This window comes from Sulfuriferula sp. (assembly GCF_054605375.1).
The window spans coordinates 1-22718 of sequence record NZ_JBTSEG010000038.1; the positions used below are offsets into that span (position 1 = coordinate 1).

The window sequence follows — 22718 nt, forward strand, 5'->3', positions numbered from 1 at the left end:
CTCGGACTGGATGCAGATGCGAGCGCAGGCAGCGATGGATTTGGATTAGGTTCGAACAAGGGCGGACGCGACATCACGCTGGGCGGCGGAGGTGGCAGCCGTGCGCGCTGGTATGCCGGTTTGCTTGGTGATCGTATTGAGCAGGCACTCAATCGTGATACCAAGTTGCTGGATGACCTGAAAGCTAAGCGCATCGTAGTGCGGATATGGATCGGAAATGGTGGGCACGTGGAACGTGTGGAGTGGGATAAAGGCGCTGTGCCCGCTGGTGTCGAGCAAACCCTACGTGAACAATTGATGGCTCTAACGGTGCAGGAGTCACCTGATGGCATCGAACAACCAATCTGGTACCGATTCCGGCCGCGCAGTTGATTTTGGAAAGGTAAAAGAATTGTCATGAATTACAAAAGGATTGTTATGAATCGACGTACGCGTGCGGCGTTAACCCTGTTCACAGTACTGGCACTAGCTGGAGGGCCAGCGTGGGGGGATGAACGGGAAGATTTGGAAGTGGTGCGTCAAACCACGATGAATTTGATCAATGCGCTTGTGGAAAAGGGTGTGCTGAGCCAGGATGCGGCTCAGGCGATGGTCAAGCAGGCGGAAGATGCGGCTCGCAAGAAAGTTGCCGAAACCAAGGCTGCACAAGACAAGGTGGTGCGCGTACCCTATATTCCGGAAACGGTTAAACGCGAGATTCGCCAACAGATTGAGCAGGAGGTGGTGGCGCAAGCCAAGGCCGAGCGCTGGGGGGATGTCAACGCTGTGCCGGAGTGGGTGGATCGTTTGCAATGGACGGGTGATCTTCGGCTGCGTTATCAGGCGAACAGGTTTCCGGCTGGCAATGCCCCGGAATATTTATTCAGCCTAGGTTATGGTCAGAATATCACCGACACAACTCAAAATAATCAGGCATTCCGTTTGCGCGCCAGGCTGGGGCTGAATGCCAAAGTTACTCCCGCGATTTCTGCAGGTTTCCAGCTGACCACTGGTAACACGAATAATCCGGTTTCGACCACCCAGACACTGGGACAATACGAAAATAAATATAGCCTGGTGCTGGATCGTGCCTTTCTCAAGGTGCACTCTGATGAGACTTTACCGTGGCTGACTGTTTCAGCAGGGCGCATCCCCAATCCCTGGTTCAGCACCGATCTGGTATGGAATGACAATCTGAATTTTGAAGGCGCGGCGTTGCATGTCGATCCAAATGCACAGAGCTCCAAACAGCTGCGTCCATTTGTCACGCTGGGTGCCTTCCCGCTTCAGTCTGTGGAACGCTCGTTAACCGTAAGCGCCAGCAACAAATGGCTGTTCGGTGCGCAGACGGGTATCGAGTGGATAAAAGATACCAACACCCGGGCCAAAATCGGTCTGGCTTACTATGATTACCGCAATATTCACGGCATCCCGAATTCAGCGACCGCACGCAATGTGTATGACCAGACGGCACCCGCTTTCAGGCAAAAGGGCAATACGCTGTTTGATATCTCGGCACCCGGTGAGCCCACGGCACTTTGGGCGTTGGCGGCAGATTACCAACTGCTCAATCTGACTGCGATGGCCGATGTGAATGTGTATGACCCGGTACACATCATGTTGACCGGCGATTACGTAAAAAATATGGGCTTTAATCGTAGCGAAATCCTGGCGCGTACCGGGCAGGATGTGCAACCGCAAACAACAGGTTACATGGCCCGCGTGGCGGTCGGCATGCCAACCATGTTGCTGAAAAATGATTGGCAGGTATTCCTCGCTTACCGTCATCTGGAAGCGGATGCTGCGCTGGACGCCTTCACCGATTCGGACTTTCATCTGGGCGGTACTAATAACAAAGGTTTTATCCTGGGTGGTCAATACGGACTGGATAAAAATACCTGGCTGAGCGCACGCTGGCTTTCCAGCAATCAGATCAGTGGCCTGCCGCTGGCAATTGATGTATTCCAGTTTGATTTAAATGCCAAATTCTAGACTTATCCTCGTACTTGGTTTGGTACTGTTGTTGGGGGGGTGTGCCCTGTCTCCGCAACAGCTCGCATATCGACAGCGCCTGGAACTTGGTTTCACTACCCCGGACGACTATCGGCATTTCCGGACTCCGAATGCTCAGCAGCTTAAATTGGATGCTGCTGCCAGGGATATTTTACCGCGCAGTACTACGCCTCTAGACCAGGCATTAATGGTTGCGGCGGGCGAAGGCAATACCGAGAAGATGAAAAAGTTGTTGCAGGAGGGCGCCCATGCGAATGCAACGGACGACTGGGGCAACACACCTCTGTTGCGGGCAGCGCAATCAGGCAATGTAGAAAGTGTGCATTTGTTGATAAACGAAGGAGCCGACGTGAATGGCCGTGACGGCGCATTATCTCCTCTGGGGGCAGCGGTACTGCTGGGATACAGCAAACTGGTGAAACTGCTGATCCAGAACGGCGCGGATGTCAACATGCGAGACAAGTCTGGTCAGACTCCATTGATGACTGCTGTGAGGCTCAATCGTCTAACGATGGCTGGCCTGTTATTGGATGCAGGAGCAAATGGTGCGGTACGTTTCAGTAGTGGCGACAACCTGCTGACACTTGCAGTGAATCAAAATTCTCCTGGTATGCTGGATTTATTACTCCGGCGTGGACTGAATCCAAACATGACCGATACCAACGGCCTGACTGCGTTGTATTGGGCAGATTATTTTCAACGACCTGAGCTGGAACAGCTCCTGCAGGCGGCCGGGGCGGATCCAGCGCGCACTCATGTGAAAATCCTTGAAGGCCGGGCTTACGACAACGGAGAATTTTGATGGCGCAATCATTCAGACTGCTGGCCTTGGTATTGGCAGGGATGGCCTTGTTAGGCAATAGTGCCATGGCCGATGATAAGCACGAGCGTGCGCTGCTGCGGCGTGTCCAGCTGCAAATGCAGCAAGTCGAGCAAGAAAAGGCTGCGTTGCAGCAGCAGCTGACAGGTTTTGAACAGGAAAAATCCACTCTCTCCAACGAGAAGGGTGCGCTGGCAAAAAAACTCCAAAGCGCCGAATCACGCGCTACTACAGAGAGCAGGAAGAGTCGTAGCCTGGAGCAGGAACTGGAAGCAGCGCGTAAGGATAAGCAGGCATTGCAGGAGCAGAAATCGGAAGTAGAAAAACGTTTGGCTGCGATGACGGCCCAACAGGCCGAAAGTGCGCGGCAACTGACGATGCTACAGGGTGAGAATAAACAGGTCGAATCTAACCTGAGTATGCGCGAGAGGCAGGTTACAGGCTGCGAGGACAAAAATCTTAAGCTGTACCAGTATGGACGGGATTTGATCAAGCAGTGCCGTGATCACAGCGCGACGGATGTGATTCTGCGCCTTGAACCGGTGACGGGAATCGGGCATGTGGAGATCGAAAACATGCTGGAGGAATATCGCGACAAGCTAGACGCGCAGAAACTTATTTCCTCAGAAAATCGAAAATAGTTTCAGGAGTTGTCGCGAGCGCGTCATAACCACGTCATTAAAAATACATGCAGAAACGATAGTATCCAATCCTTATCCGATCACTTGGCAATCTCCATACGAATTATGTTTCATACTAAATTTTCCAGTTTGCTTGCGGTGACCCTTGTGCCCGTATTCCTGGCTGGCTGTGGCAATCAGTCCGACCACAAAGATAAAGATACCCAGGTTGCTGCCAAAGTGAATGGTGACGAAATTACTGTGCATCAGATCAACCAGGTTTTGTCGCACGCACCGAATCTCAAACCTGAGCAAGCCAAGCAAGCTGCTGCTGATGTGTTGCATGGGTTGGTGGATCAACAACTGCTGATCGAACAAGCCAAGAAAGATAAACTGGATCGAAATCCACAAGTCGTGGCGGCTTACGAAAGTGCTCATGCCCAGATTTTGACTCAGGCCTACCTGGATCAGGAACTTTCCAAATTACCTCAACCAACAGATCATGAAATCAAGGATTATTACACCCAGCATCCCGAGCTGTTTGCCAATCGGCGACTGTATCGCTTTCAGGAATTGACGATAGATGGAAGTGGTGGGCGCGTTCCGGAGATTCGTAAAGAGATCGGGTTGACCAAACAAATCGATGCATTTGTCGAGTGGCTCAAGGCAGAGAAAATTCCATTTAATATTAATAACGGAATTAAAAAAGCGGAAGAGGTCCCCCTTAATCTGTTACCGCGCTTGAGCAAGATGCAGGATGGCCAAGCGATGGTGACAGTGAACGGTTCCAGTGTATTAATTGTGCAGCTGGTTGCCTCCCAACAGCAACCCATGGCGATAGAGGCCGCCAAACCAGTCATTGCAGCTTACCTGGCTAACAGCAAACGACGCGATGCGACTACTGCGATGCTCAAGAAGCTGCATGACAAAGCCAAAATCGAGTATGTAGGTACCTTTGCCTATGTTGGAAAATCGGCGGTAGCCAAACCTGTTGCGGCTCCCTCGACAGTGCCTGCTCCGATTGCCGGAGCGGTGAAAAATACGCCTGCGAAACCAGCCGCAGCCGCTTCAGATGCCATGGAAAAAGGCTTGTCCGGGCTGAAGTAAGCGAGGCATTGACGCTTCAAACACGACATGCGTTTTATCCACTCGCCAGCATACTGCCGCAGTCTTCCGTTCGCCCTGTACATGCTGGTACTGGCTGGGGAGAGCGGGGTCGCCTTCCTCACCGACCACGGCTGGATTGCCGTTTTTGATACGCGCTGGCTATACCCGTTACGTATCCTGGCGGCAGGCGCAGGTCTGGTCTATTGCTGGCGTCATTACCGTGAACTTGATGGCATTGGTAGGTTGAGCTTGCGCGACTGGGCATTGGCCTTGGGCTGCGGCGTGATTGTGTTCTTGCTGTGGATTAACCTGGATCAGCCGTGGGCGAGCCTAGGGGCGTCCAGCGGATTCAAACCGATCGATGCGTCGGGGCGGTTGGATATGCCGCTAGTCGTCATGCGTATCGCCGGCGCCGCCCTGATCGTGCCTGTTATCGAAGAGTTGTTCTGGCGATCCTTCATCATGCGCTGGATCAAGGACAAGGATTTTCTCTCTGTTTCGCCTCGAGCCGTGGGTATGAGCGCGTTCGTCATCAGCGCTGCATTGTTTGCCTCGGAACACACGCTACTGCTTGCGGGATTGCTCGCGGGCCTCGTTTATGGTGCGCTGTACATGTATACCGCCCGGCTATGGGTGCCCATCATCGCCCATGCCGTGACCAATGGCGTGTTGGGCTTCTGGGTTGTGAACACCGGGCATTGGGAATTCTGGTGAAACATACTCGCGGCTACTATCCGGCACTCGGCCTGTGCATGCTGCTGTCATTGACGGCGCATGCCGATGATGGCGACACATTCAAGCCCTATGCGAGCGTCAACTATGTTCATGACAGCAATCTGTTTCGCGTAGCAAACGACGTTATTACCCCTGGCAACGGCAGCACGGCCGAGCAATATCACACGCTCACTGCGGGCATGAACGTCGATTTGCCGCTCAGCCGCCAGGTAATCCGCGCGCGCGCCGAGCTCAGCCAGACGCGTTTCGATACCTATAAACAATTGAACTACGACGGTCGTGATCTGCTCCTTCAGTGGAGCTGGCTGGTGGGGAACAATGCGCATGGCGACGTCGGCGTCAGCGAGGTACGCTCGCAGGGATCATTGTACGGTTTGAATCAGCAGGTGAATAACGTCCGCACCCAGCGCCGCCGGTTTTTCAACGGTACGGTCAAGCTCGACAGCCACTGGCAGGTCAATGCTGTGGCTGCTCACACGTTTAATACCACACCTACCCAGAATGTCCTCGATTTCACCGAAGACAGCCTTGGGCTGGGGCTGCAATATCAGACCCGCATGGGCACTCTGTTCGAGATGAGTAACAATGTCAGTAAGGGGGATTACCCGAATCGCCAGATCGTCGGCACGACCCCGGTGGACAATAGCTATAAGCAGATGACGCCAAGCATCGGTGTTACTTTGCAACCCACCGGAAAAATCCGGCTGCAGACAAAATTTGGCTACACCCAGCGCACCTACAGCGATGTACCGCGACGCAATTTTTCCGGCATTACCGGACGTCTGTCCACTGATTGGTTTCCTACTGGCAAGACCGCATTGAATCTGGCTTTATACCGTGACATCGGTGCCTATGACGACAGCAATACCAGCTACACACTAAACAACGGCATGGCGATTGGCGTTACCTGGTTTGGGTCGGCCAAAACCACTCTGAATTTCAGTGTCAGTCGCGATGTGCTCGAGTATGACGGCGACCCCGGATTTATTCCCAGCACAGGACCCGTTCGGCAAGACACTGTGACTGGTCTGCAGGTAAGCCTCAAGTATCTGGCGACACGCAAAATGACGGTAACCGGAGCTCTGCAGACCGGTGAGCGTACTTCCAGTCGAGGAGAATCGTTTGGATATCGCTACAACAGTGCGCAGGTCGGCATGCGAGGTGTGTTTTGAACAAATATTTGTCATGTGCAAGCAATCAGCCCGTCATAAATATTGGATACAGTCACTCACTTCTTGAAGTAATTCGGTAAGAGCTGTATGCGCACATTTCTGGTTTTCTTACTTCTATTGGCAATTGGTGTTGCCATGCCGGCTTCAGCCAAGGAATATCTTTTAGGCAGCGGAGATATTTTGCATATCACAGTGTATGACCAACCTGATCTGACGCTTGATACGCGAGTCAATGAAAGTGGCGCCATCAGTTTTCCGCTGATTGGCGATGTGCATGTTGCAGGAGGCACAGCCACTGCTGCGCAAAATCGCATTGCAGATATGCTGCTTAAAGGTGGTTTTGTCAAAAATCCGCAGGTTAATTTGATTGTCACGCAATACCGCAGTAAGCAGATATCCGTGCTGGGACAGGTGAATCGTCCCGGCAAATACCCGCTTGAAAATACCAGTACGCTGACGGACATTCTGGCACAGGCGGGTGGGATCAGTCCCACTGGTTCAGATACGCTGGTATTGATCCATAAACAATCGGGTAAGGCCGTGTACATAAATATTGATACGCTTGCGCTTTATATGGATGGCAAGGCGAATCTGGATATGGCGGTAACTGACGGTGACATTATTTATGTGCCACGTGCCCCCATATTTTACATTTATGGCGAGGTTCAGCGCCCTGGTTCGTTCCGGCTGGAAAGAGGGATGAGTGTGATGCAGGCACTGTCCGTCGGAGGCGGCGTGACGCTACGCGGCACCCGGCGCGGCATAGAGATACGCCGGCGCGGAACGGATGGGAAGGAGATCACCATTGAACCTTCTCTATCGGATAGCGTGCATCCTGACGATGTTATTTATGTCAAAGAAAGCCTGCTTTAAACTTGCCGGACGATAAATAAAATGACGATGATGCAATTTTTACGGGTACTGTGGGCGCGCAAATGGCTCATGCTGGCAACCTTCGGTGTGACGGTGACTGCGGCGATCATCATCAGCGTAATGCTACCCAAGCAATACACCGCCACCAGTACCTTGGTGGTCAATTCGAAAGCCAGCGATCCTTTGACGGGTAGCGTAATGCCGGCTCAGTTAATGCCCGGTTATCTGGCAACGCAGGTAGGTATTATGTCCAGCCAGAATGTCGGTCTAAAAGTGGTGGATAACCTTAAGCTTGTCCAGAGTCCGGTGGTGCAGCAGCAGTTCCTTGAGGCAACCCATGGGCAGGGTGATATTCGCGAATGGTTGGCGGGTATTTTAATTGCCAAATTGAAAATTACGCCTTCGCGTGAAAGTAATCTGATTGACGTCTCTTATGTAGCTAATAATCCAGAATTTGCAGCTGTGATCGCCAACGCGTTTGTAGAGGCATACATCAAGACAAGTCTGGATTTGCGTACCGAGCCGGCACATCAGACCAACTTGTGGTACGAAGGGCAGATCAAAGTGCTGCGCGACAAGCTGGAGAGTGCACAGACACGGCTCTCGGACTACCAGCGTAAAAAAGGGATCGTCGCCGTGGATGAGCGCCTGGATGTGGAAAACACGCGCTTGGCCGAACTTTCCAGTCAGCTGGTTGTGGCACAGGCGCAAACCTATGATAGCCAATCGCGCAATCATCGTTCCGGCGATCAATTATCCGATGTGGTGAGCAATCCACTGATTCAAGGGTTGAAGGGAAATATTGCCCAAGGAGAAAGCAGGCTGGCACAGCTTTCCGAAAAACTGGGTAAAAATCACCCTGAGTACCTGCGTGCCCAAGCTGACCTGGATGTATTGCGCAAAAAACTTGCGCATGAAATGAGTAACGCCCGAACCGGCGTTAATACCACCATGCGCGTCTCGCAGCAACGCGAGGGTGATTTGCGTGCTTCACTGGCCGCACAAAAAGCCAAGGTGCTGGCGCTCAAGCAGCAACGTGATGAAGGTTCGGTGCTGGCGCGTGATGTGGAAAGTGCTCAACGCGCTTACGACATGGCCTTGCAGCGTGCGACACAGACACGCATGGAAAGTAAATCAGACCAAACTGATGTGGCTGTTCTGAATCCGGCTATCCCTCCGCTAAAGGCGTCTAGTCCAAAGATGTTGCTGAATGTCGTTTTGGCGATGGCAGGCGGAATGCTGTTGGCGATGGCGTTTGCCTTGCTGGCGGAATTGCTGGATCGGCGTCTTCGATCCGAGGAAGATTTTGTCGATATATTGGGTGCCCCGGTGTTGGCGGCCCTCAAGCCAGCATCAGATAGTCAGCGGCGTAGCCGGCTGTCTCGCATGGGCCATCTCCGTGTTTTGTTACCCGGACAGACTTAAGGAATGGCGATGAATATCCTGCATGGAAATATGGTGGATATGGCTCAAACCAATCCCGCCAGCGTACTTACAAACAATGATGACCTCAATGGCTCAATCGGCAGGCTGCTGTTTCAGGCAGGCAAACTCAAACTGGCCGATGTCGACCGGGTACTGGAGCTTCAGGTTCGGGAAAATCTTCGTTTTGGTGAGGCTGCCATCAAGCTGGGTTTGGTCACCGAAGTTGATATACGGCACGCAGTCGCCAGCCAGTTCGACTGCGACCATCTACTGCCGGGTGAAGGCGGCTACAGTGATGAGCTGGTTGCTGCATATCGGCCTTTAAGTCCGATGGCGGAGCAGTTTCGCGCACTGCGCAATCAATTAATGCAGCGCTGGTTTGGTTTGGGGGGGCGGCGGCTGGCAATCATTGCACCGCTCAAGGGTATGGGCGCCAGCTACGTCACCGCCAATCTGGCCATTGTATTCTCGCAGCTTGGCCAGCGCACCCTGCTGATCGACGCCAACCTGCACGATCCGCGCCAGCACAACATATTCGGTTTGGAAAAGCAGCGTACTGGTCTTGCTGATATTCTGGCGGGCAGAGGCGACCAATCAACGATTGTGCGTATGGATGATTTTGTCAGCTTGTCCATTTTGCCGGCCGGCACCATTCCACCCAACCCGGCGGAACTCATAGGCCGTGGCAGCACGCGCGTATTGCTGGACAGCATCGGCCAGGACTACGACGTAGTGCTGATCGACACCCCACCGTTTGATACCCATACCGATGCGGCGACCTTGTCAGTGCTGGCGGGCGGTGTGCTGGTCGTCGCCCAACCCCATCAAACGCGCTACCATGAAATCGAGCAAATCCGTGATGCGTTATTTGGTAGCGGCGCGCAAATCGTCGGTACGCTTCTTAACGAGCGCTAACCATGCACGCACCTTCATCGACAGCGCCGCATCGGCGTAATCCGGACTGGCAGGCTCGGCTGTTTGAGTGGTTGCCTATCCTGACCGGCATTCTGGTCTTGTTTTTACCCACTTACTACGATCTCGATCGCACGCTGTGGAAGAGCGAAGAGGGTGCCCACGGCCCGATCGTATTGTTAGTCACGCTGTGGTTTTTCTGGAAAAAAAGGGAAGTACTGCTAACAGAGGCGATCGTTACTCAGCCCGTGCTCGGCACAGGTGTCCTGGTTCTGGGCGTACTGATTTATGCAGTGGGGCGTTCCCAAAATATTCTGTTGTTTGAAATTGGCTCGGAAATCATCATTCTGATTGGCGTGTTGCAGCTAATGCGAGGCGGCCAGGCGGTTGTAAAGCTCTGGTTTCCGCTGTTGTTCATGGTTTTCATGATCCCGCTTCCCAGCTCTATTGTGGATGCTGCCACCGGGCCGCTTAAATATTACATTTCTGTGCTGGTGGAACAACTGCTTTATGTAGCGGGTTACCCGGTCGCACGTAACGGCGTTGTGCTTACCATCGGTACCTATCAGTTGCTGGTCGCGGACGCCTGCTCCGGGCTTAACTCCATGTTCTCGCTGTCTGCGATGGGGATTCTTTACCTCTACATCATGCAGCACACCAGCAAGCTGCGCATCGTACTGCTGCTGCTATCCATCTGGCCTGTTGCCTTTCTCGCCAATATGCTGAGGGTACTGATATTGAGCCTGATCACTTACTACCTCGGTGACGAAGCCGGTCAGGGCTTTCTCCATGGTTTTGCCGGCATCATGCTGTTTATAGCCGGTTTATTATTTCTGATTGGGCTGGACGGTTTGCTGGGTTATTTCCTCCCGGATCGCCCAAGAGGTGTGCGGGCATGAAATCCATTTCCATTAAATCCCTGATTATCAGTCTGGTACTTTTGCTGGGCGCGGGCTTGGCCTGGGCGATGAAACCGACCCACAAAATTGCCGACGACAATTCGAAAATCAACCTGGAAACGCTGGTCCCCAAGCAATTCGGTGATTGGCGTCTGGATGAAAAGGCTATGCCGGTAGTGACCAATCCAGAGTTGCAGGCAGTGATAGACAAAATTTATAGCCAAACGCTGGCGCGCACCTATGTCAATGGCAAGGGTGAGCGAATCATGCTTTCCATTGCATATGGAGGTAACCAGAGTGATGGGTTGCAAGTGCATAAGCCTGAGGTCTGCTATCCGGCACAAGGCTTTCAAATATTCAATACGGCCAAAGGGGCTTTGCCTCTCGACAAAATCAATGAGGCAATTCCTGTAAAACGGCTGGTTGCAACGCAAGGTGCACGGCATGAGCCCATTACCTACTGGACGACTGTGGGTGACCAGGTGGCGCTTGATGGATTGCAATGGAGGCTGGCGCAATTGAAGTATGGGTTGACTGGCAATATTCCGGACGGTTTGCTGTTTAGGATTTCTTCCATTGACCCGGATGATACGCGTGCCTTTGCTTTGCAGGATCGCTTTGTGAATGATTTGATGGATGCGCTCAATAGTGCTGGCCAGGCTCGTTTAATCGGAAAGTTAGGCAAGCCAGGCGAACTTAGCGTGTATTGATATAAGCCAGCCACACACAGGAAATCCTATGTAGGTCGGGCTTCAGCTCGACATGTCGGCCTCAAGGCAGACCTGCAATTGTGCGGCGAAACTGCCCCGATTTATCAGCAACATTTATTGGACTATGGATATATGAATAAAGTCGCTCTCATCACCGGCATCACAGGGCAGGACGGCGCCTACTTGGCGGATTTCCTGCTCAAAAAAGGTTACATTGTCCACGGCATCAAGCGTCGCGCTTCCTTGTTCAATACCGATCGTATTGACAACCTGTATCAGGATCCTCACGTCTCCAACCGTAATTTTGTTCTGCACTATGGCGACCTGACGGATTCCACCAATCTCATTCGTATTATCCAGAAAGTCCAGCCCGACGAGGTCTATAATCTCGCCGCCATGAGTCACGTTGCAGTCAGTTTTGATACGCCAGAATATACTGCCAATGCCGATGGTATTGGCACGCTGCGGATTCTTGAGGCCATCCGCATACTCGGGCTGGAAAAGAAAACCCGGTTTTATCAGGCCTCTACCTCCGAACTCTTTGGGCTGGTGCAAGAAACTCCGCAGAAAGAAACTACCCCGTTTTACCCACGCAGCCCGTATGCCGTCGCCAAGCTCTATGCCTACTGGATAACGGTCAACTATCGCGAAGCCTATGGTCTCTATGCATGTAACGGCATCCTGTTCAACCATGAATCCCCGGTTCGGGGCGAGACCTTCGTCACCCGCAAGATCACCCGTGCGCTTGCCCGTATCAAGCTTGGCCTGCAAGACTGTCTCTACCTTGGCAACATGGACTCCTTGCGTGACTGGGGCCATGCGGCAGACTATATTGAAATGCAGTGGCTCATGCTGCAGCAGGAGCAACCGGAAGACTTCGTCATTGCCACTGGCGTGCAGTACAGCGTGCGCGATTTCGTCAACGCTGCCGCCAAGGAGCTGGGCATGCATATCACCTGGCAAGGCAACGGCAAAGATGAAACAGGCACTGACTGTAGCGGCAAAATAATCGTCAAGGTGGATCCGCGTTACTTCCGCCCGACCGAAGTAGAAACGCTCCTCGGCGACCCCACCAAGGCCAAGGAAAAGCTCGGCTGGACACCGAAAACCAGTTTTGAAGACCTGGTGGCTGAAATGGTGCGCGAAGATCTCAAGAGTGCCGAACGCGACGAGCTGGTCAAAAAGCATGGCTTTGCCGCTTACGACTACCATGAGTAATCCTTCGATGGACAAGACCGCGAAGATATACATCGCCGGACATCGCGGGCTAGTGGGTGGTGCCATCGTGCGCAACCTTCAGGAGAAGGGTTATACCAACCTGTTGACACACACCCATGCCGAACTCGATCTCACCGACCAGAAAGCCACTGAAGCTTTTTTCGCCGGGGAGAAGCCCGACTACGTTTTTCTGGCAGCCGCCAAGGTCGGAGGCATTCTTGCGAATGACCTCTATCCGGCCGAGTTCATTCGCGACAACCTCGTCATCCAGACCAACATCATCGATGCGGCATACAAGAATAATGCAAAGCGGCTGATGTTTTTGGGCTCCAGCTGCATTTATCCCAAGCTGGCTGCGCAGCCAATGAAGGAAGCGAGCTTGCTCACCGGCCCGCTGGAGCCGACCAATCGTCCCTATGCCCTGGCCAAGATCGCCGGCATCGAGATGTGCTGGAGCTACAACCGCCAGTACGGTACCCGGTACATCGCTGTCATGCCCACCAATCTTTATGGTCCCGGAGATAACTATCACCCGGAAAACAGCCACGTCATCCCCGCGCTGATTCGCAAGTTTCACGAAGCCAAAATGTGCAACAGCCCTACTGTCACCGTCTGGGGCACCGGCACCCCGAAACGGGAGTTTCTCTACAACGAGGATATGGCTGATGCCTGCGTCTTCCTGATGAATTTGCCGGATGAGAAATACAACCAGTTTCTCGGAAGCGACGAATCGACGACCGGAACGTTCGAGCCGCCCGTAGTCAATATCGGAATGGGGGAAGATTTGACGATCGCGGAGCTGGCGGAAGCAGTAAAACAGGTCGTGGGTTTTTCAGGAACGATTGATTTTGACTCGAGCAAGCCTGATGGAACGCCAAGAAAGCTGATGGACGTTACGCGTCTAAAAAATACAGGCTGGAATGCATCAACAAGTTTGAGCAAAGGCTTGTTGCTCGCTTATGGCGATTTTCAGAACAGACTTCCTGTAACACAACAACGTTAGTGTTGGGCATTGGATTAGTAGCAGGCGAGTTTCACTCGTGGGAGTAGGTCGGGCTATTGCCCGGTAAATCGGCTAGGGCGACTCGCCCCGAACGGGAAGAAGCAGTATGAGGAAGCAAAACCCACCTGAAGTGAGCGTTTGTGTCTGCACCTATAAGCGCCCGGCGTTGTTGTTGATATTGCTTGAAAGCCTGGCCAAGCAGACGTTTCCACTTGCAAGCTTCGAAGTCATTGTCGTCGATAATGATCAATCGGCCTCCGCCCAGCAAATAATCATGGAGACTATCCAACGTTATCCAACACTTGCTATCCGTTATGAAGTAGAGCCAACCCAGGGAATAGCATACGCACGCAATAAGACTGTCGCGCTCGCAGCCGGTGAACTGCTCGCGTTCATTGACGATGATGAGTGGGCGGTCAGTCACTGGCTATCGGACATGGTTGAGAACATGGCGAGAAAGGAAGTCGATGCCGTCCTGGGTCCGGTTATTCCGGAGTATCCTGCGCGCACCCCTTCGTGGGTGATCAGAGGCCGGTTTTTTGAGCGCCCCAGGTTTACGACTGGCACGTTCATCGGGAGTGAAGCGTGTCGTACGGGTAATGCCATGGTCAAGGCAAGCTGGGTGAAATCGCGCCAGCCACTACCTTTTGACGAGCGTCTCGCGCAATCGGGTGGCGAAGATTTTGATCTTTTCAAATGGCTTGAAGAGCAAGGAGGAAAATTTATTTGGTGCGATTCAGCTGAGGTGCGGGAGGAAGTGCCGCTTACCCGGCAAACCTTGAGTTTTATGCTGGAACGGGGTTTACGCACGTCGACAACCTACTGGCAAAACATCAATAGGAACAGAAGTAAACCCAGAGCTTTTGTTGAAGCTTTACTTGGTGGGGGTATTGGGATCGGGTTTGCTGTTTTGGGCCTGTGTATTTTCCCGATTGGATTTCATCGTACTGTGCGCAGTTGGGTCATCAGTGCCAAGGGCTTTGGCCGGATGATTGCGCTAGCTGATATCCAGCTTGCTGGGTACCGTTAAATGCTATCGCCCATGGCCGGCCACTTGATGTGTACAAAACTCCGGCTTGATGATTGGATTTCACCCAGTGACTACCGATAGTATTTCATCACGCAGTACCAAAGCGTTTTCCTGGGGAGTGGCAGGAGCGGTTGGGAGAGTCGCGGGTCAACTGGTTGTTCAAATCACGCTGGCACGAATCCTCGATCCGGTCGTGTTTGGACAATATGCGGCTATGCTCGCGGTCTTTGGCCTGGGCTACATACTTGCAGATGGCGGCTTTGGCTCCTCGCTCGTACACAAAAAGGAATTGAGTTCCGCCGATGTGAGCCTGGCGCTGGGCTGGTCCCTGGCGTTCGCCAGCGCGATGGCCTTGCTTATTTTCCTTTTGGCACCCTTATTAGCCCATCAATTTGGTGATGCATCGCTGGAGCTGGTGTTCAGGGTGTGCGCAATTTTTATTCCTTTTCAAATAGTTTCGAACATCTCATCCAGCTTGTTGCGCCGCGATCTGCACATGAAGGGTATCCAGATTATCCAACTGATTGCCTACATCGTCTGCTTTGGGGGCGTCTCAACTACGATGGCAATTATGGGGTGGGGTGTCTGGAGCCTGGTTGGTGGCTTTGCTGCCCAAACGATTTTTTCACTGGTTGCAACCTATTCGATTTCCAGACATACGTTACGGCCGCGTCTGAGCGGAGACAGGGTGATGATTCATTTTGGCGTGAAGTCGCTGGCAACCGAACTCACCAGATGGTCCATGGATAATCTTGATCGATTCCTGGTCGGGAAGTTTTGGGGCTTGTATTCGCTCGGTCTTTATTCTGTCGCCTTCAATCTCTCCAAAGCGCCCTCAGGTTTGCTGGTTTCTGTTGCGCAAAGTGTTGCCTTTGCCAGCGCGTCGCGTTTGCATGGCAATTTGGCGGCTGTGCGCAAGGGTTTTCTGGTGGTCTTGGCAGCCATAGCGCTGGTCACATTGCCGCTTTTTGCGCTCGTGGCGTTAGAGTCTGCGAGCGTGTTGCATATCGTTTATGGTGCCAAGTGGGTCAAGGCGGCACCTTATATGGCAGCGTTGGCAATTTCCGTCCCATTGATCTCCATGGGGGCGATTACTGCGGCCATATTGCGCGGCACCGGTAGTGTAGGGACCGAACTGCGTATCCAGATGGCCACTGCTGTTGTCCTTTTTAGCGGCTTCCTGATTTTGCAAAGCGTCTCGTTAGCACTGGCCGTTTGGGTGGTGCCCCTGGCTTATCTTGTGCGGCTCCTGTTGTTGTTGGCCGCGATTCGCGAACATCTCGAACTGCGCGTTGTGGACCTGCTGGCGCCATTCCGAGGTGCATTCGTGTTGGCTGTGGCGGGTGTATGTGTGACTGTGTTGGTGCATGGTTTACCACCAGTAACAGTAATAGGCATGGATGTACTGCCACTTTTGGCTGGTTGCAGTGCCATCGTGTTGTTGTTTGCGTTCGGATTCACCTGGTTTCTGGGCGTACCGCTGGCAACGATGGTTCATACAAAATTTTCGGCAGGCCGTTTTGGTCCTTTCATTGTCTGGCTAGAAAGGGGAAAGTATTGAAGAACCCTGTTGTTTCAAATAGCGGCAACTCAATTCAGGCCGGGCGGCCAATTTCGCTACTACCGCCTCCAGCTGGACACGGGAAGTCGGACCTGCCGCTGTTTTCCTCAGTGCCGCTGCTTTTCCTGGTGATGGTCAAGCCCCTCGCCGATGCTTTCTACGAAGTGGGAGCGGTGAAATATGGCTACATCTTATTACTCGGATTTGCTTCGCTATTCGCAAGATACGGCATGGCATTTCAGGGGGCTGCAGTGGACCACCGCAACAAATCATTGCTCGCCTATATCGGGTTGATTGTCCTGTACTTCTTTTTCCTGTTTGGACTAGCAATTGTTTATGGGGGCTCACTGTCGGAAATATTCAAGATCGTCAGCCCGTTCGTGTTTTTCGTACTGGTGGCCTATGCGGCGGATCGTTGGATGATCTATGCTTTGGTAGCCGGGGCAGTGTTGACCATTTGCGTCAATGCAGCGTTACTGCCATTCGATTTTGGCTGGGTTCAATGGGGATCGGTTCGCACATTCAAAGGGTATTATTTCTTCAAGACCGATCTGGCTTATGCACTATGTTTTGCCACGTTGATTTATGCCCTGTATTCGCACAACAGAATCACACCTGTTCTGGCCTTATTGATGGCGATGGCAGCCGTACAAATTATTCTTTCCAATTCGCGGCTCAATTATTTTACTTTTCTGATCGCACTGATTTTTATAGTCTTCAAAGGTGGCATCAGCTTTCGTATGATTATCCGTTTTGGTCTGCTGTTCGGAGTGCTGGCCTTGATTGTCATGCTGGTATACGACCCGACCAAGCTGCTTGGCTTCGATACCAGTAACGAGCGCGCATTTACCCAGGGGCGCAGTGATATCTGGACGAATCTGATAGTTGGCATAACAAACTTCTCGCCGCTTGAGTGGTTGTTTGGACGAGGCTTGTCCGGCGATATTGTGCTTGCTGTTGAAAATAGCTTGCGCGCTGAAGATATTCATAATGCGCATAACGAGATGCTTCACCTCTTGGCCACCGAGGGCATTTTCGGCTCGATATTCTATACGGTACTCTGGATCAAGATGTTCCGCATGTCACATAACCCGGATATGCCGAAATGGGCGCGCGGCACGGGGGCGGTGGCATTATTGTTTTTTATTCTTCAAGGTTTGACGACCGTGGTGTCGACATTTGCCACCAAGACCTGGCCCCTGGTCATGGTGCTCCTGGCTTTACGCGGATTGTCGAGCGTCACGGATCAGCACAAGCAACTGGGTTCGCCATCATGAAAAAGCGATTAACTCAGATATGTGCTTTGTTAGCGCTGACTGTTTGGAATGTAGCCGCTGCCGCGGGTGGTGTCATGACGTTGGGAATTCATGTGCACGACCCGGCGCATATTGAGGCAGCGGCCAGCACGGGGTACAGCGCCATTCGCCTGTGGGATACGGGTACCGGCTGGTCAAGCCTGGAGCCGCAACCGCATCTATGGAAGTTTGACCGCATCGACTCGTACCTTGCGGCCAGTGAAAAAACCCATCTGAAAATTCTCTGGACCATCGGCAATACACCGCGTTGGGCGTCTGCGCGGCCTGATGAAAAATGTGCTTACGGGTTTGGATGTGCCGCCGAGCCGGCGAACATTGAGAACTGGCGGCGCTATGTCCGCACTATTGCGACCACGTTTCGCGGCCGTATCGAGTGCTACGAACCCTGGAACGAGGCGAGCTTCCCGAGCGACCCGGCTTTCAAGCAGCCTGGGGCAGGTGGGGCTCCCGCGCAGTTCTTTACCGGTTCTGTCGATGCCATGGTTAGCCTCGCGCGGGTGGCCTACGAGGAGATCAAGCGTGCCGATCCTCAGGCGTGCGTACTCTCACCGTCGTTCCATTCTTCCGGTCATTGGGCAGAGAAGTTCGATCGTTATCTTGCGGCTGGAGGCGGGCAGTATTTCGATGTCGTCAGCCAGCATTTTTATTTTTCTGAAGAACCTGAGCAAACAGTGCCAACCATCCGTGCAATGCGGCAGGTGCTGGCAAAGCATGGGCTCAGTCATGTGCCGATCTGGAACACCGAGGTCGGTGTGGCATTTGCAGCGAAGGCGAAGCAGTGGCCCGGGCTGTCGGTGGAAGATCTGGTGTATGCCCTGACGTTGCGCACCTACCTGCTTAATGCGTCCGAGGGGGTGTCGCGGGTTTACTGGTACGCGTGGGATAACAAAAACCTCGGTTTCTTTGAGTCGGGCACTCACTTTGATTTTGGCAGCGCAGCTGCTTCGGCAGCCGTTCACCTGTTCGACCAGTTTGAAGCAGCGAGTTGCCAGCCTACAGGGAGCTTGTGGCAATGTCGTGTGCGTACCGCTGGGCGCCGATTCAAGGTGGTCTGGTTGGCAGGAAAAAATGTTAAGCCACTCCTCATCGTGTTCGACCACAACGCAACACGCTGGGGTCGCGTACCCGAGATCCTGCCGGCAGGACACGAAATTGCGCTGGATGGTCGGCCAGTGATCATTGATGATGAAAATTCGCGATGAACACTCCGAGCTCGTTCATTTTGGGAGTGTTGTAATGATGTACAAACGAGGAATTATGAAAAGCGGGACAGGGAGACTGGTGCTTTGAGCGTGCGTACAGTTTGCATCATCCAGGCGGTTGCCAAGCAATACCGGCGCCCTTTCTTCGATTTGCTGCATGAGCGGTTGCAATCAGAGGGGATAGCGTTAAAGGTCGTGTATAGCAAGCCTAATGACATGGAAGCGTTGCGCAAAGACGCGCTTGATTTGCCGACCACATACGGCCACAAGGTGCGAGCATACTGGTTTGCCGGCTACCGGCTGCTGTATCAGCCATGTCTCGGCCAGGCTATTGCAGCCGATCTCGTTATTGTCGAGCAGGCATCCAAGCACTTGCTCAATTATATGTTTGTTGTCCTGCGTGGTTTTGGGCTTGTGCGGATGGCCTATTGGGGTCATGGCCGCAACTGGCAGCAAGATGGATCGCAATGGATGGAGCCCGTTAAGCGTGTTTTGTTGCGCAGGGCGGATTGGTGGTTTGCGTACACGGCAAGAGTTGCACAGTACGTGGTGGACAATGGCTTTGCATCGGATTGCGTTACCGTTGTACAGAACAGCGTCGACCTGGAGTCTTTCAAAAAAGAGCTTGGGACTTTCGATGACCAGCGGAGATTGGCGCTTAGGGGTAGCCTGGGCATATCTGCTGAAGCGTCAGTTGGTCTGTTTTGTGGCAGCATGCATGCCTCTAAAAAACTGGATTTTCTGGTCCGGGCTGCACTCGACATTCATGCGCGGGTGCCGGGCTTTCACCTCGTTCTGGTTGGGGCTGGCCCGGAGGAGTCGGTGGCTCGTGGGGCTGCAGCCACTCACGAATGGATTCATTACGTCGGCCCACGATTCGGGGTTGATAAGGCCGCTTATTTCGCAATTGCCGACATTTTTTTGTGCCCCGGCCTGGTAGGGCTTGCTGTACTTGAGGCTTTCTCAGCCGGCCTGCCGCTGTTTACCACCAATATCCCTGTGCATTCCCCGGAAATTGACTACTTAACCGATTCGGTCAATGGCGCCATGACCGACTTTGATCCCCGAAGCTATGCCGAGGTTGTGTCCGCTTGTTTCCATGACCCTGTCACACTTGGACGCATGCGTCAGTCGGCTCGCGAAGCATCCGAGGCCTTTGGATTGGAATGCATGGTGGATAACTACGCACAGGGGGTGCTCGCATGTCTCAACAAATCCTGATCGCGACCATAATGCGGCCCGAGGGTGACACGGGCGTTCAGACTCACTTTCGTGCATACATGGGGTACTTGGGCGAGATAGGTCGGCGATGTGATCTGGTCACTCCTTACAGTGCACCCCTTTGGCAGGTATATCCGGTATTCGGTCTGCGCAAACTGGTCGATCTGCTTAATGGAGCGGCCAGTGTCTGGTGGTATCGTTACTGGCACGCTTATTTTCTGCGGCAGGCGTTGAAACACCGCCTGCAAACGGGTGTCTCGTGCGTGGTCTATGCGCAATGTCCGCTATCTGCACAAGCTGCGCTCAGTGCGCGGGTGTCGAAAAACCAGCGGGTAGTGATGGTGACGCACTTCAATATCTCGCAAGCCGACGAGTGGGCCGGCAAGGGCTTGATACCGAACGGCGGGCGATTTTATTGCGCGATCCAGGCTTTCGAAGCCAAGGTGTTGCCGCGGCTGGACGGACTGGTATTTGTATCCGACTTTATGCGGCGCGAGTTGGTCGAGCGCATCCCGGCCATTACGAAAGTTCCTGCCACCGTGGTGCCGAATTTTTTACCGGATCCAGGCTTGCCGAAAGTGCAAACGGCTGTGGCTGACCTGATTAATATTGGCACGCTTGAAGCGCGTAAGAATCAGCAATATCTGCTGGAGATTGTCGCGGCGTTACGCGATATGGGACGGCCATTGTCGCTGACTGTAGTAGGTGATGGTCCGGATCGCAGGGTACTGGAAGACAAGGCGCGGATCTTGAAAATCGACGAGCTGGTGCATTTTGCCGGATTCGTCAGTAATGCTGCCGAGCACATTGGACGGCACCGCGCCTGCATCCATGTGGCCAAGCTGGAGAGCTTCGGGATCACTTTGATTGAAGCGATGGCGCGTGGGCGGTCGGTATTTGCCGCACCCGTGGGTGGCGTTCCGGAAGTACTAGGCGATGGCACAGTTGGCATAGCACTACCGTTGCACGATGCCAATGTGGCGGCACAGATTGTGGCCGATGCCTTGAGTAATCCAGACTGGATGGCTGCTGCCGGCCTCGCTGCGCGCGAGCGCTTTCTTAAGGAATATTCCAGTGGCGTCGCGGCAAAGCGGCTTACGCAGTTTCTTGAAAGTTAATTTGGCCAACGCGTAAGAGTGCGCGGAGGGGATGTATATGACGGATGTTCGATGCGACCCGATTGGTCCGGTCAACCGGTTTATAAATTGGGTTTTCAGTGGGGGAGGCTGGAAGCCAAAAATTTTGAGAAAACTGGTGTCGATTGTGTTTCATGTGGAATTGCCAGTTCTTAAATACCCGCTGCGCATGAATCATCCATACGGAAGTATTATTAATTCAAACGTGCAATTGGGTAAAAACGTCACTGTGTTCCAAGGCGTGACAATCGGCAGTAAGCGCAATGGGCGAAAGGCAGGAGCGCCGGTTATCGGGGATGATGTCTGCATTTTTCCGAACGCGGTGGTGATCGGCCAGATAACAATCGGAGCTGGCGCCACTGTCGGGCCCGGATCCGTGGTGGTGGATGACGTACCGCCTGGCGTGACTGTAGCAGGTAATCCGGCGCGCCAGATTTATGCAGGAAGCGGGGCGAAATGAGTTCTTTACGTATATTACTGGCACACAATGCATACCAGCAACGCGGCGGTGAGGATGCCGTGGTAGAGGATGAGCTGGCGTTGTTACGATCCAGGGGGCATGTGGTGGAAACGTATTTTCGCCATAACGATGAGATCAAGCAGGCGTCGCGCATTAAAACCGCCGTTCAGACCGCATGGTCATTCAAGACGCGTGACGATGTAGCAGCGCGCATCATGGATTTCAAGCCCGACTTGATCCATGTCCATAACACTTTTCCTTTGATCTCCCCTGCCATTTATTGGGTTGCCGATCGCCTGGCTGTGCCGGTGGTGCAGACCTTGCACAATTTCCGCTTGTTGTGCCCGCAGGCGATGTTTTTGCGCGAAGGGCGTGTTTGTGAGGATTGTCTGGGCAGCGTGCCCTGGCGCGGCGTGGTGCGGGGCTGTTACCGCGGATCGAAGGTGCAGAGCGCTGTATTGTCGAGCATGGTAACGGTGCATCGGGCCATGGGAACCTGGCGCAACAAGGTCACGCGCTATATCGCACTGAACGATTTTTGCCGGCGCAAATTTATTGAAGGGGGGTTGCCTGCCGAACGCTTTGTGATCAAGCCTAATTTCGTTGACTTTGCCGCGCCCGTCGAGGGTCCTCGTGACGGATTTTTATTTGTTGGGCGCCTGTCGGCTGAAAAGGGGGTCGATGTACTCGTGGCTGCCGCCGGGCATCTCATTAACGCCCCCGTCCGGGTGGCAGGCAGCGGACCTGAAGAAACTTTGCTTGAGGGCGTTGCCGGTATTCATGCGCTGGGTGCTGTGTCTGGCGAAGCTGTGCGCGGAGAAATGAACCGAGCTATGGTGCTGATATTGCCAAGCATCTGGTATGAAAACTTTCCGCGCACGCTGGTTGAGGCATTTGGCTGTGGCTTGCCGGTAATTGCCAGCCGTATTGGGGCATTAGCCGATCTGGTTGAGGATGGCGTGACGGGTCTGCTGTTTGAGCCGGGTAATGCGCAAGATCTGGCCGTAAAGATGCGTTGGGCGCAGCAACATCCGCAACAGATGGCGCAGATGGGGCGTAATGCCCGCACCCTTTACGAGACCGAATTTACGGCGGAACGCAATTATCAGCAGTTGATCGCGATCTACCATGACGCGATCCGGGAAGTGAAGGGCAAAGATCCCGCGACCGGCACATAATGTGCAGCATATTGCCGCACGATCGTAGGTCGGCCTAAAGCCAGATCCACATGAGATTTTGATCATGTTTACCGAGTGGTGCATAAAGCGCCACTCGCTTTTTTTGTGCTCCAGAAATAACTAAAGCG

General features: G+C 53.3%; 21 protein-coding genes and 1 pseudogene. All 22 read left to right on the forward strand.

Annotation, left to right across the window (positions count from 1 at the left end; translation table 11 throughout):
* A pseudogene (locus ACYCZJ_RS14915) lies at window positions 1-372 on the forward strand (hypothetical protein); the annotation flags it as partial.
* 45 nt (window positions 373-417) lie between these two features.
* Window positions 418-1971, forward strand: coding sequence for a putative porin (locus ACYCZJ_RS14920; protein ID WP_461555020.1), 1554 nt, complete (start codon window positions 418-420; stop codon window positions 1969-1971).
* A gap of 148 nt (window positions 1972-2119) precedes the next feature.
* A complete protein-coding gene (locus tag ACYCZJ_RS14925; RefSeq protein WP_461555021.1) occupies window positions 2120-2794 on the forward strand; it encodes an ankyrin repeat domain-containing protein in 675 nt (224 codons plus the stop codon).
* Window positions 2794-3453, forward strand: a complete 660-nt coding sequence (locus ACYCZJ_RS14930) for a hypothetical protein (RefSeq protein ID WP_461555022.1) — start codon at window positions 2794-2796, stop codon at window positions 3451-3453. The genes ACYCZJ_RS14925 and ACYCZJ_RS14930 overlap by 1 nt, the downstream gene beginning before the upstream one ends.
* 9 nt (window positions 3454-3462) lie before the next feature.
* The gene (locus ACYCZJ_RS14935; RefSeq protein ID WP_461555023.1) at window positions 3463-4539 is read left to right on the forward strand and encodes an EpsD family peptidyl-prolyl cis-trans isomerase; all 1077 of its coding nucleotides are present in this window, start codon (window positions 3463-3465) and stop codon (window positions 4537-4539) included.
* Window positions 4540-4566: 27 nt separating this feature from the next.
* Complete coding sequence (locus tag ACYCZJ_RS14940) at window positions 4567-5253, forward strand: CAAX prenyl protease-related protein (protein WP_461555024.1); 687 nt, start codon at window positions 4567-4569, stop codon at window positions 5251-5253.
* Window positions 5250-6446, forward strand: coding sequence for an XrtB/PEP-CTERM-associated polysaccharide biosynthesis outer membrane protein EpsL (epsL, locus tag ACYCZJ_RS14945; protein WP_461555025.1), 1197 nt, complete (start codon window positions 5250-5252; stop codon window positions 6444-6446). Before ACYCZJ_RS14940 ends, epsL begins: the two co-directional genes overlap by 4 nt.
* 135 nt (window positions 6447-6581) lie before the next feature.
* Window positions 6582-7319, forward strand: coding sequence for a polysaccharide export protein EpsE (epsE, locus tag ACYCZJ_RS14950; RefSeq protein WP_461555026.1), 738 nt, complete (start codon window positions 6582-6584; stop codon window positions 7317-7319).
* 21 nt (window positions 7320-7340) lie between these two features.
* Complete coding sequence (gene epsF / locus ACYCZJ_RS14955; RefSeq protein ID WP_461555027.1) at window positions 7341-8744, forward strand: chain length determinant protein EpsF; 1404 nt, start codon at window positions 7341-7343, stop codon at window positions 8742-8744.
* A gap of 9 nt (window positions 8745-8753) precedes the next feature.
* Window positions 8754-9659 (forward strand): chain length determinant protein tyrosine kinase EpsG, encoded by a 906-nt coding sequence (gene epsG, locus ACYCZJ_RS14960; RefSeq protein WP_461555028.1) that lies wholly within the window; start codon window positions 8754-8756, stop codon window positions 9657-9659.
* A gap of 2 nt (window positions 9660-9661) precedes the next feature.
* Window positions 9662-10555 carry an exosortase B gene (gene xrtB / locus ACYCZJ_RS14965; protein WP_461555029.1) on the forward strand — a complete coding sequence of 298 codons (894 nt, stop codon included), beginning with the start codon at window positions 9662-9664 and terminating at the stop codon, window positions 10553-10555.
* On the forward strand, window positions 10552-11265 hold the full coding sequence (gene epsI, locus ACYCZJ_RS14970; protein ID WP_461555030.1) for an exosortase-associated protein EpsI, B-type: 714 nt from the start codon (window positions 10552-10554) through the stop codon (window positions 11263-11265). The genes xrtB and epsI overlap by 4 nt, the downstream gene beginning before the upstream one ends.
* A 132-nt stretch (window positions 11266-11397) precedes the next feature.
* Window positions 11398-12483, forward strand: a complete 1086-nt coding sequence (gene gmd, locus ACYCZJ_RS14975) for a GDP-mannose 4,6-dehydratase (protein WP_461555031.1) — start codon at window positions 11398-11400, stop codon at window positions 12481-12483.
* A gap of 7 nt (window positions 12484-12490) precedes the next feature.
* Complete coding sequence (locus ACYCZJ_RS14980) at window positions 12491-13486, forward strand: GDP-L-fucose synthase family protein (RefSeq protein ID WP_461555032.1); 996 nt, start codon at window positions 12491-12493, stop codon at window positions 13484-13486.
* Between the two features lie 106 nt (window positions 13487-13592).
* Window positions 13593-14516 carry a glycosyltransferase family 2 protein gene (locus ACYCZJ_RS14985; protein ID WP_461555033.1) on the forward strand — a complete coding sequence of 308 codons (924 nt, stop codon included), beginning with the start codon at window positions 13593-13595 and terminating at the stop codon, window positions 14514-14516.
* A gap of 67 nt (window positions 14517-14583) precedes the next feature.
* Window positions 14584-16077, forward strand: coding sequence for an oligosaccharide flippase family protein (locus ACYCZJ_RS14990; protein ID WP_461555034.1), 1494 nt, complete (start codon window positions 14584-14586; stop codon window positions 16075-16077).
* Window positions 16074-17354, forward strand: a complete 1281-nt coding sequence (locus ACYCZJ_RS14995; protein WP_461555035.1) for an O-antigen ligase family protein — start codon at window positions 16074-16076, stop codon at window positions 17352-17354. The genes ACYCZJ_RS14990 and ACYCZJ_RS14995 overlap by 4 nt, the downstream gene beginning before the upstream one ends.
* Window positions 17351-18595 carry a hypothetical protein gene (locus ACYCZJ_RS15000; protein WP_461555036.1) on the forward strand — a complete coding sequence of 415 codons (1245 nt, stop codon included), beginning with the start codon at window positions 17351-17353 and terminating at the stop codon, window positions 18593-18595. Before ACYCZJ_RS14995 ends, ACYCZJ_RS15000 begins: the two co-directional genes overlap by 4 nt.
* A gap of 90 nt (window positions 18596-18685) precedes the next feature.
* A complete protein-coding gene (locus ACYCZJ_RS15005) occupies window positions 18686-19816 on the forward strand; it encodes a glycosyltransferase family 4 protein (protein WP_461555040.1) in 1131 nt (376 codons plus the stop codon).
* Entirely contained in the window at window positions 19798-20934 is a 1137-nt protein-coding gene (locus tag ACYCZJ_RS15010; protein WP_461555037.1) for a glycosyltransferase family 4 protein, read from the forward strand. Before ACYCZJ_RS15005 ends, ACYCZJ_RS15010 begins: the two co-directional genes overlap by 19 nt.
* A 37-nt stretch (window positions 20935-20971) precedes the next feature.
* Window positions 20972-21412 (forward strand): LbetaH domain-containing protein, encoded by a 441-nt coding sequence (locus tag ACYCZJ_RS15015; RefSeq protein ID WP_461555038.1) that lies wholly within the window; start codon window positions 20972-20974, stop codon window positions 21410-21412.
* Window positions 21409-22590 (forward strand): glycosyltransferase, encoded by a 1182-nt coding sequence (locus tag ACYCZJ_RS15020; RefSeq protein ID WP_461555039.1) that lies wholly within the window; start codon window positions 21409-21411, stop codon window positions 22588-22590. Before ACYCZJ_RS15015 ends, ACYCZJ_RS15020 begins: the two co-directional genes overlap by 4 nt.
* Window positions 22591-22718 lie beyond the last annotated feature (128 nt).

Excerpts from the sequence above, each read along its gene's own strand:
- ACYCZJ_RS14920 (WP_461555020.1), top strand. The coding sequence starts at position 418 with ATGAATCGACGTACGCGTGCGGCGTTAACCCTGTTCACAGTACTGGCA.
- gmd (WP_461555031.1), top strand. The coding sequence starts at position 11,398 with ATGAATAAAGTCGCTCTCATCACCGGCATCACAGGGCAGGACGGCGCC.
- ACYCZJ_RS15010 (WP_461555037.1), top strand. The coding sequence starts at position 19,798 with ATGTCTCAACAAATCCTGATCGCGACCATAATGCGGCCCGAGGGTGAC.
- ACYCZJ_RS14930 (WP_461555022.1), top strand. The coding sequence starts at position 2,794 with ATGGCGCAATCATTCAGACTGCTGGCCTTGGTATTGGCAGGGATGGCC.
- epsE (WP_461555026.1), top strand. The coding sequence starts at position 6,582 with ATGCCGGCTTCAGCCAAGGAATATCTTTTAGGCAGCGGAGATATTTTG.
- ACYCZJ_RS14980 (WP_461555032.1), top strand. The coding sequence starts at position 12,491 with ATGGACAAGACCGCGAAGATATACATCGCCGGACATCGCGGGCTAGTG.
- ACYCZJ_RS15000 (WP_461555036.1), top strand. The coding sequence starts at position 17,351 with ATGAAAAAGCGATTAACTCAGATATGTGCTTTGTTAGCGCTGACTGTT.
- xrtB (WP_461555029.1), top strand. The coding sequence starts at position 9,662 with ATGCACGCACCTTCATCGACAGCGCCGCATCGGCGTAATCCGGACTGG.
- ACYCZJ_RS14940 (WP_461555024.1), top strand. The coding sequence starts at position 4,567 with ATGCGTTTTATCCACTCGCCAGCATACTGCCGCAGTCTTCCGTTCGCC.
- ACYCZJ_RS14985 (WP_461555033.1), top strand. The coding sequence starts at position 13,593 with ATGAGGAAGCAAAACCCACCTGAAGTGAGCGTTTGTGTCTGCACCTAT.
- epsG (WP_461555028.1), top strand. The coding sequence starts at position 8,754 with ATGAATATCCTGCATGGAAATATGGTGGATATGGCTCAAACCAATCCC.
- epsI (WP_461555030.1), top strand. The coding sequence starts at position 10,552 with ATGAAATCCATTTCCATTAAATCCCTGATTATCAGTCTGGTACTTTTG.
- epsF (WP_461555027.1), top strand. The coding sequence starts at position 7,341 with ATGACGATGATGCAATTTTTACGGGTACTGTGGGCGCGCAAATGGCTC.
- ACYCZJ_RS15020 (WP_461555039.1), top strand. The coding sequence starts at position 21,409 with ATGAGTTCTTTACGTATATTACTGGCACACAATGCATACCAGCAACGC.
- ACYCZJ_RS15015 (WP_461555038.1), top strand. The coding sequence starts at position 20,972 with ATGACGGATGTTCGATGCGACCCGATTGGTCCGGTCAACCGGTTTATA.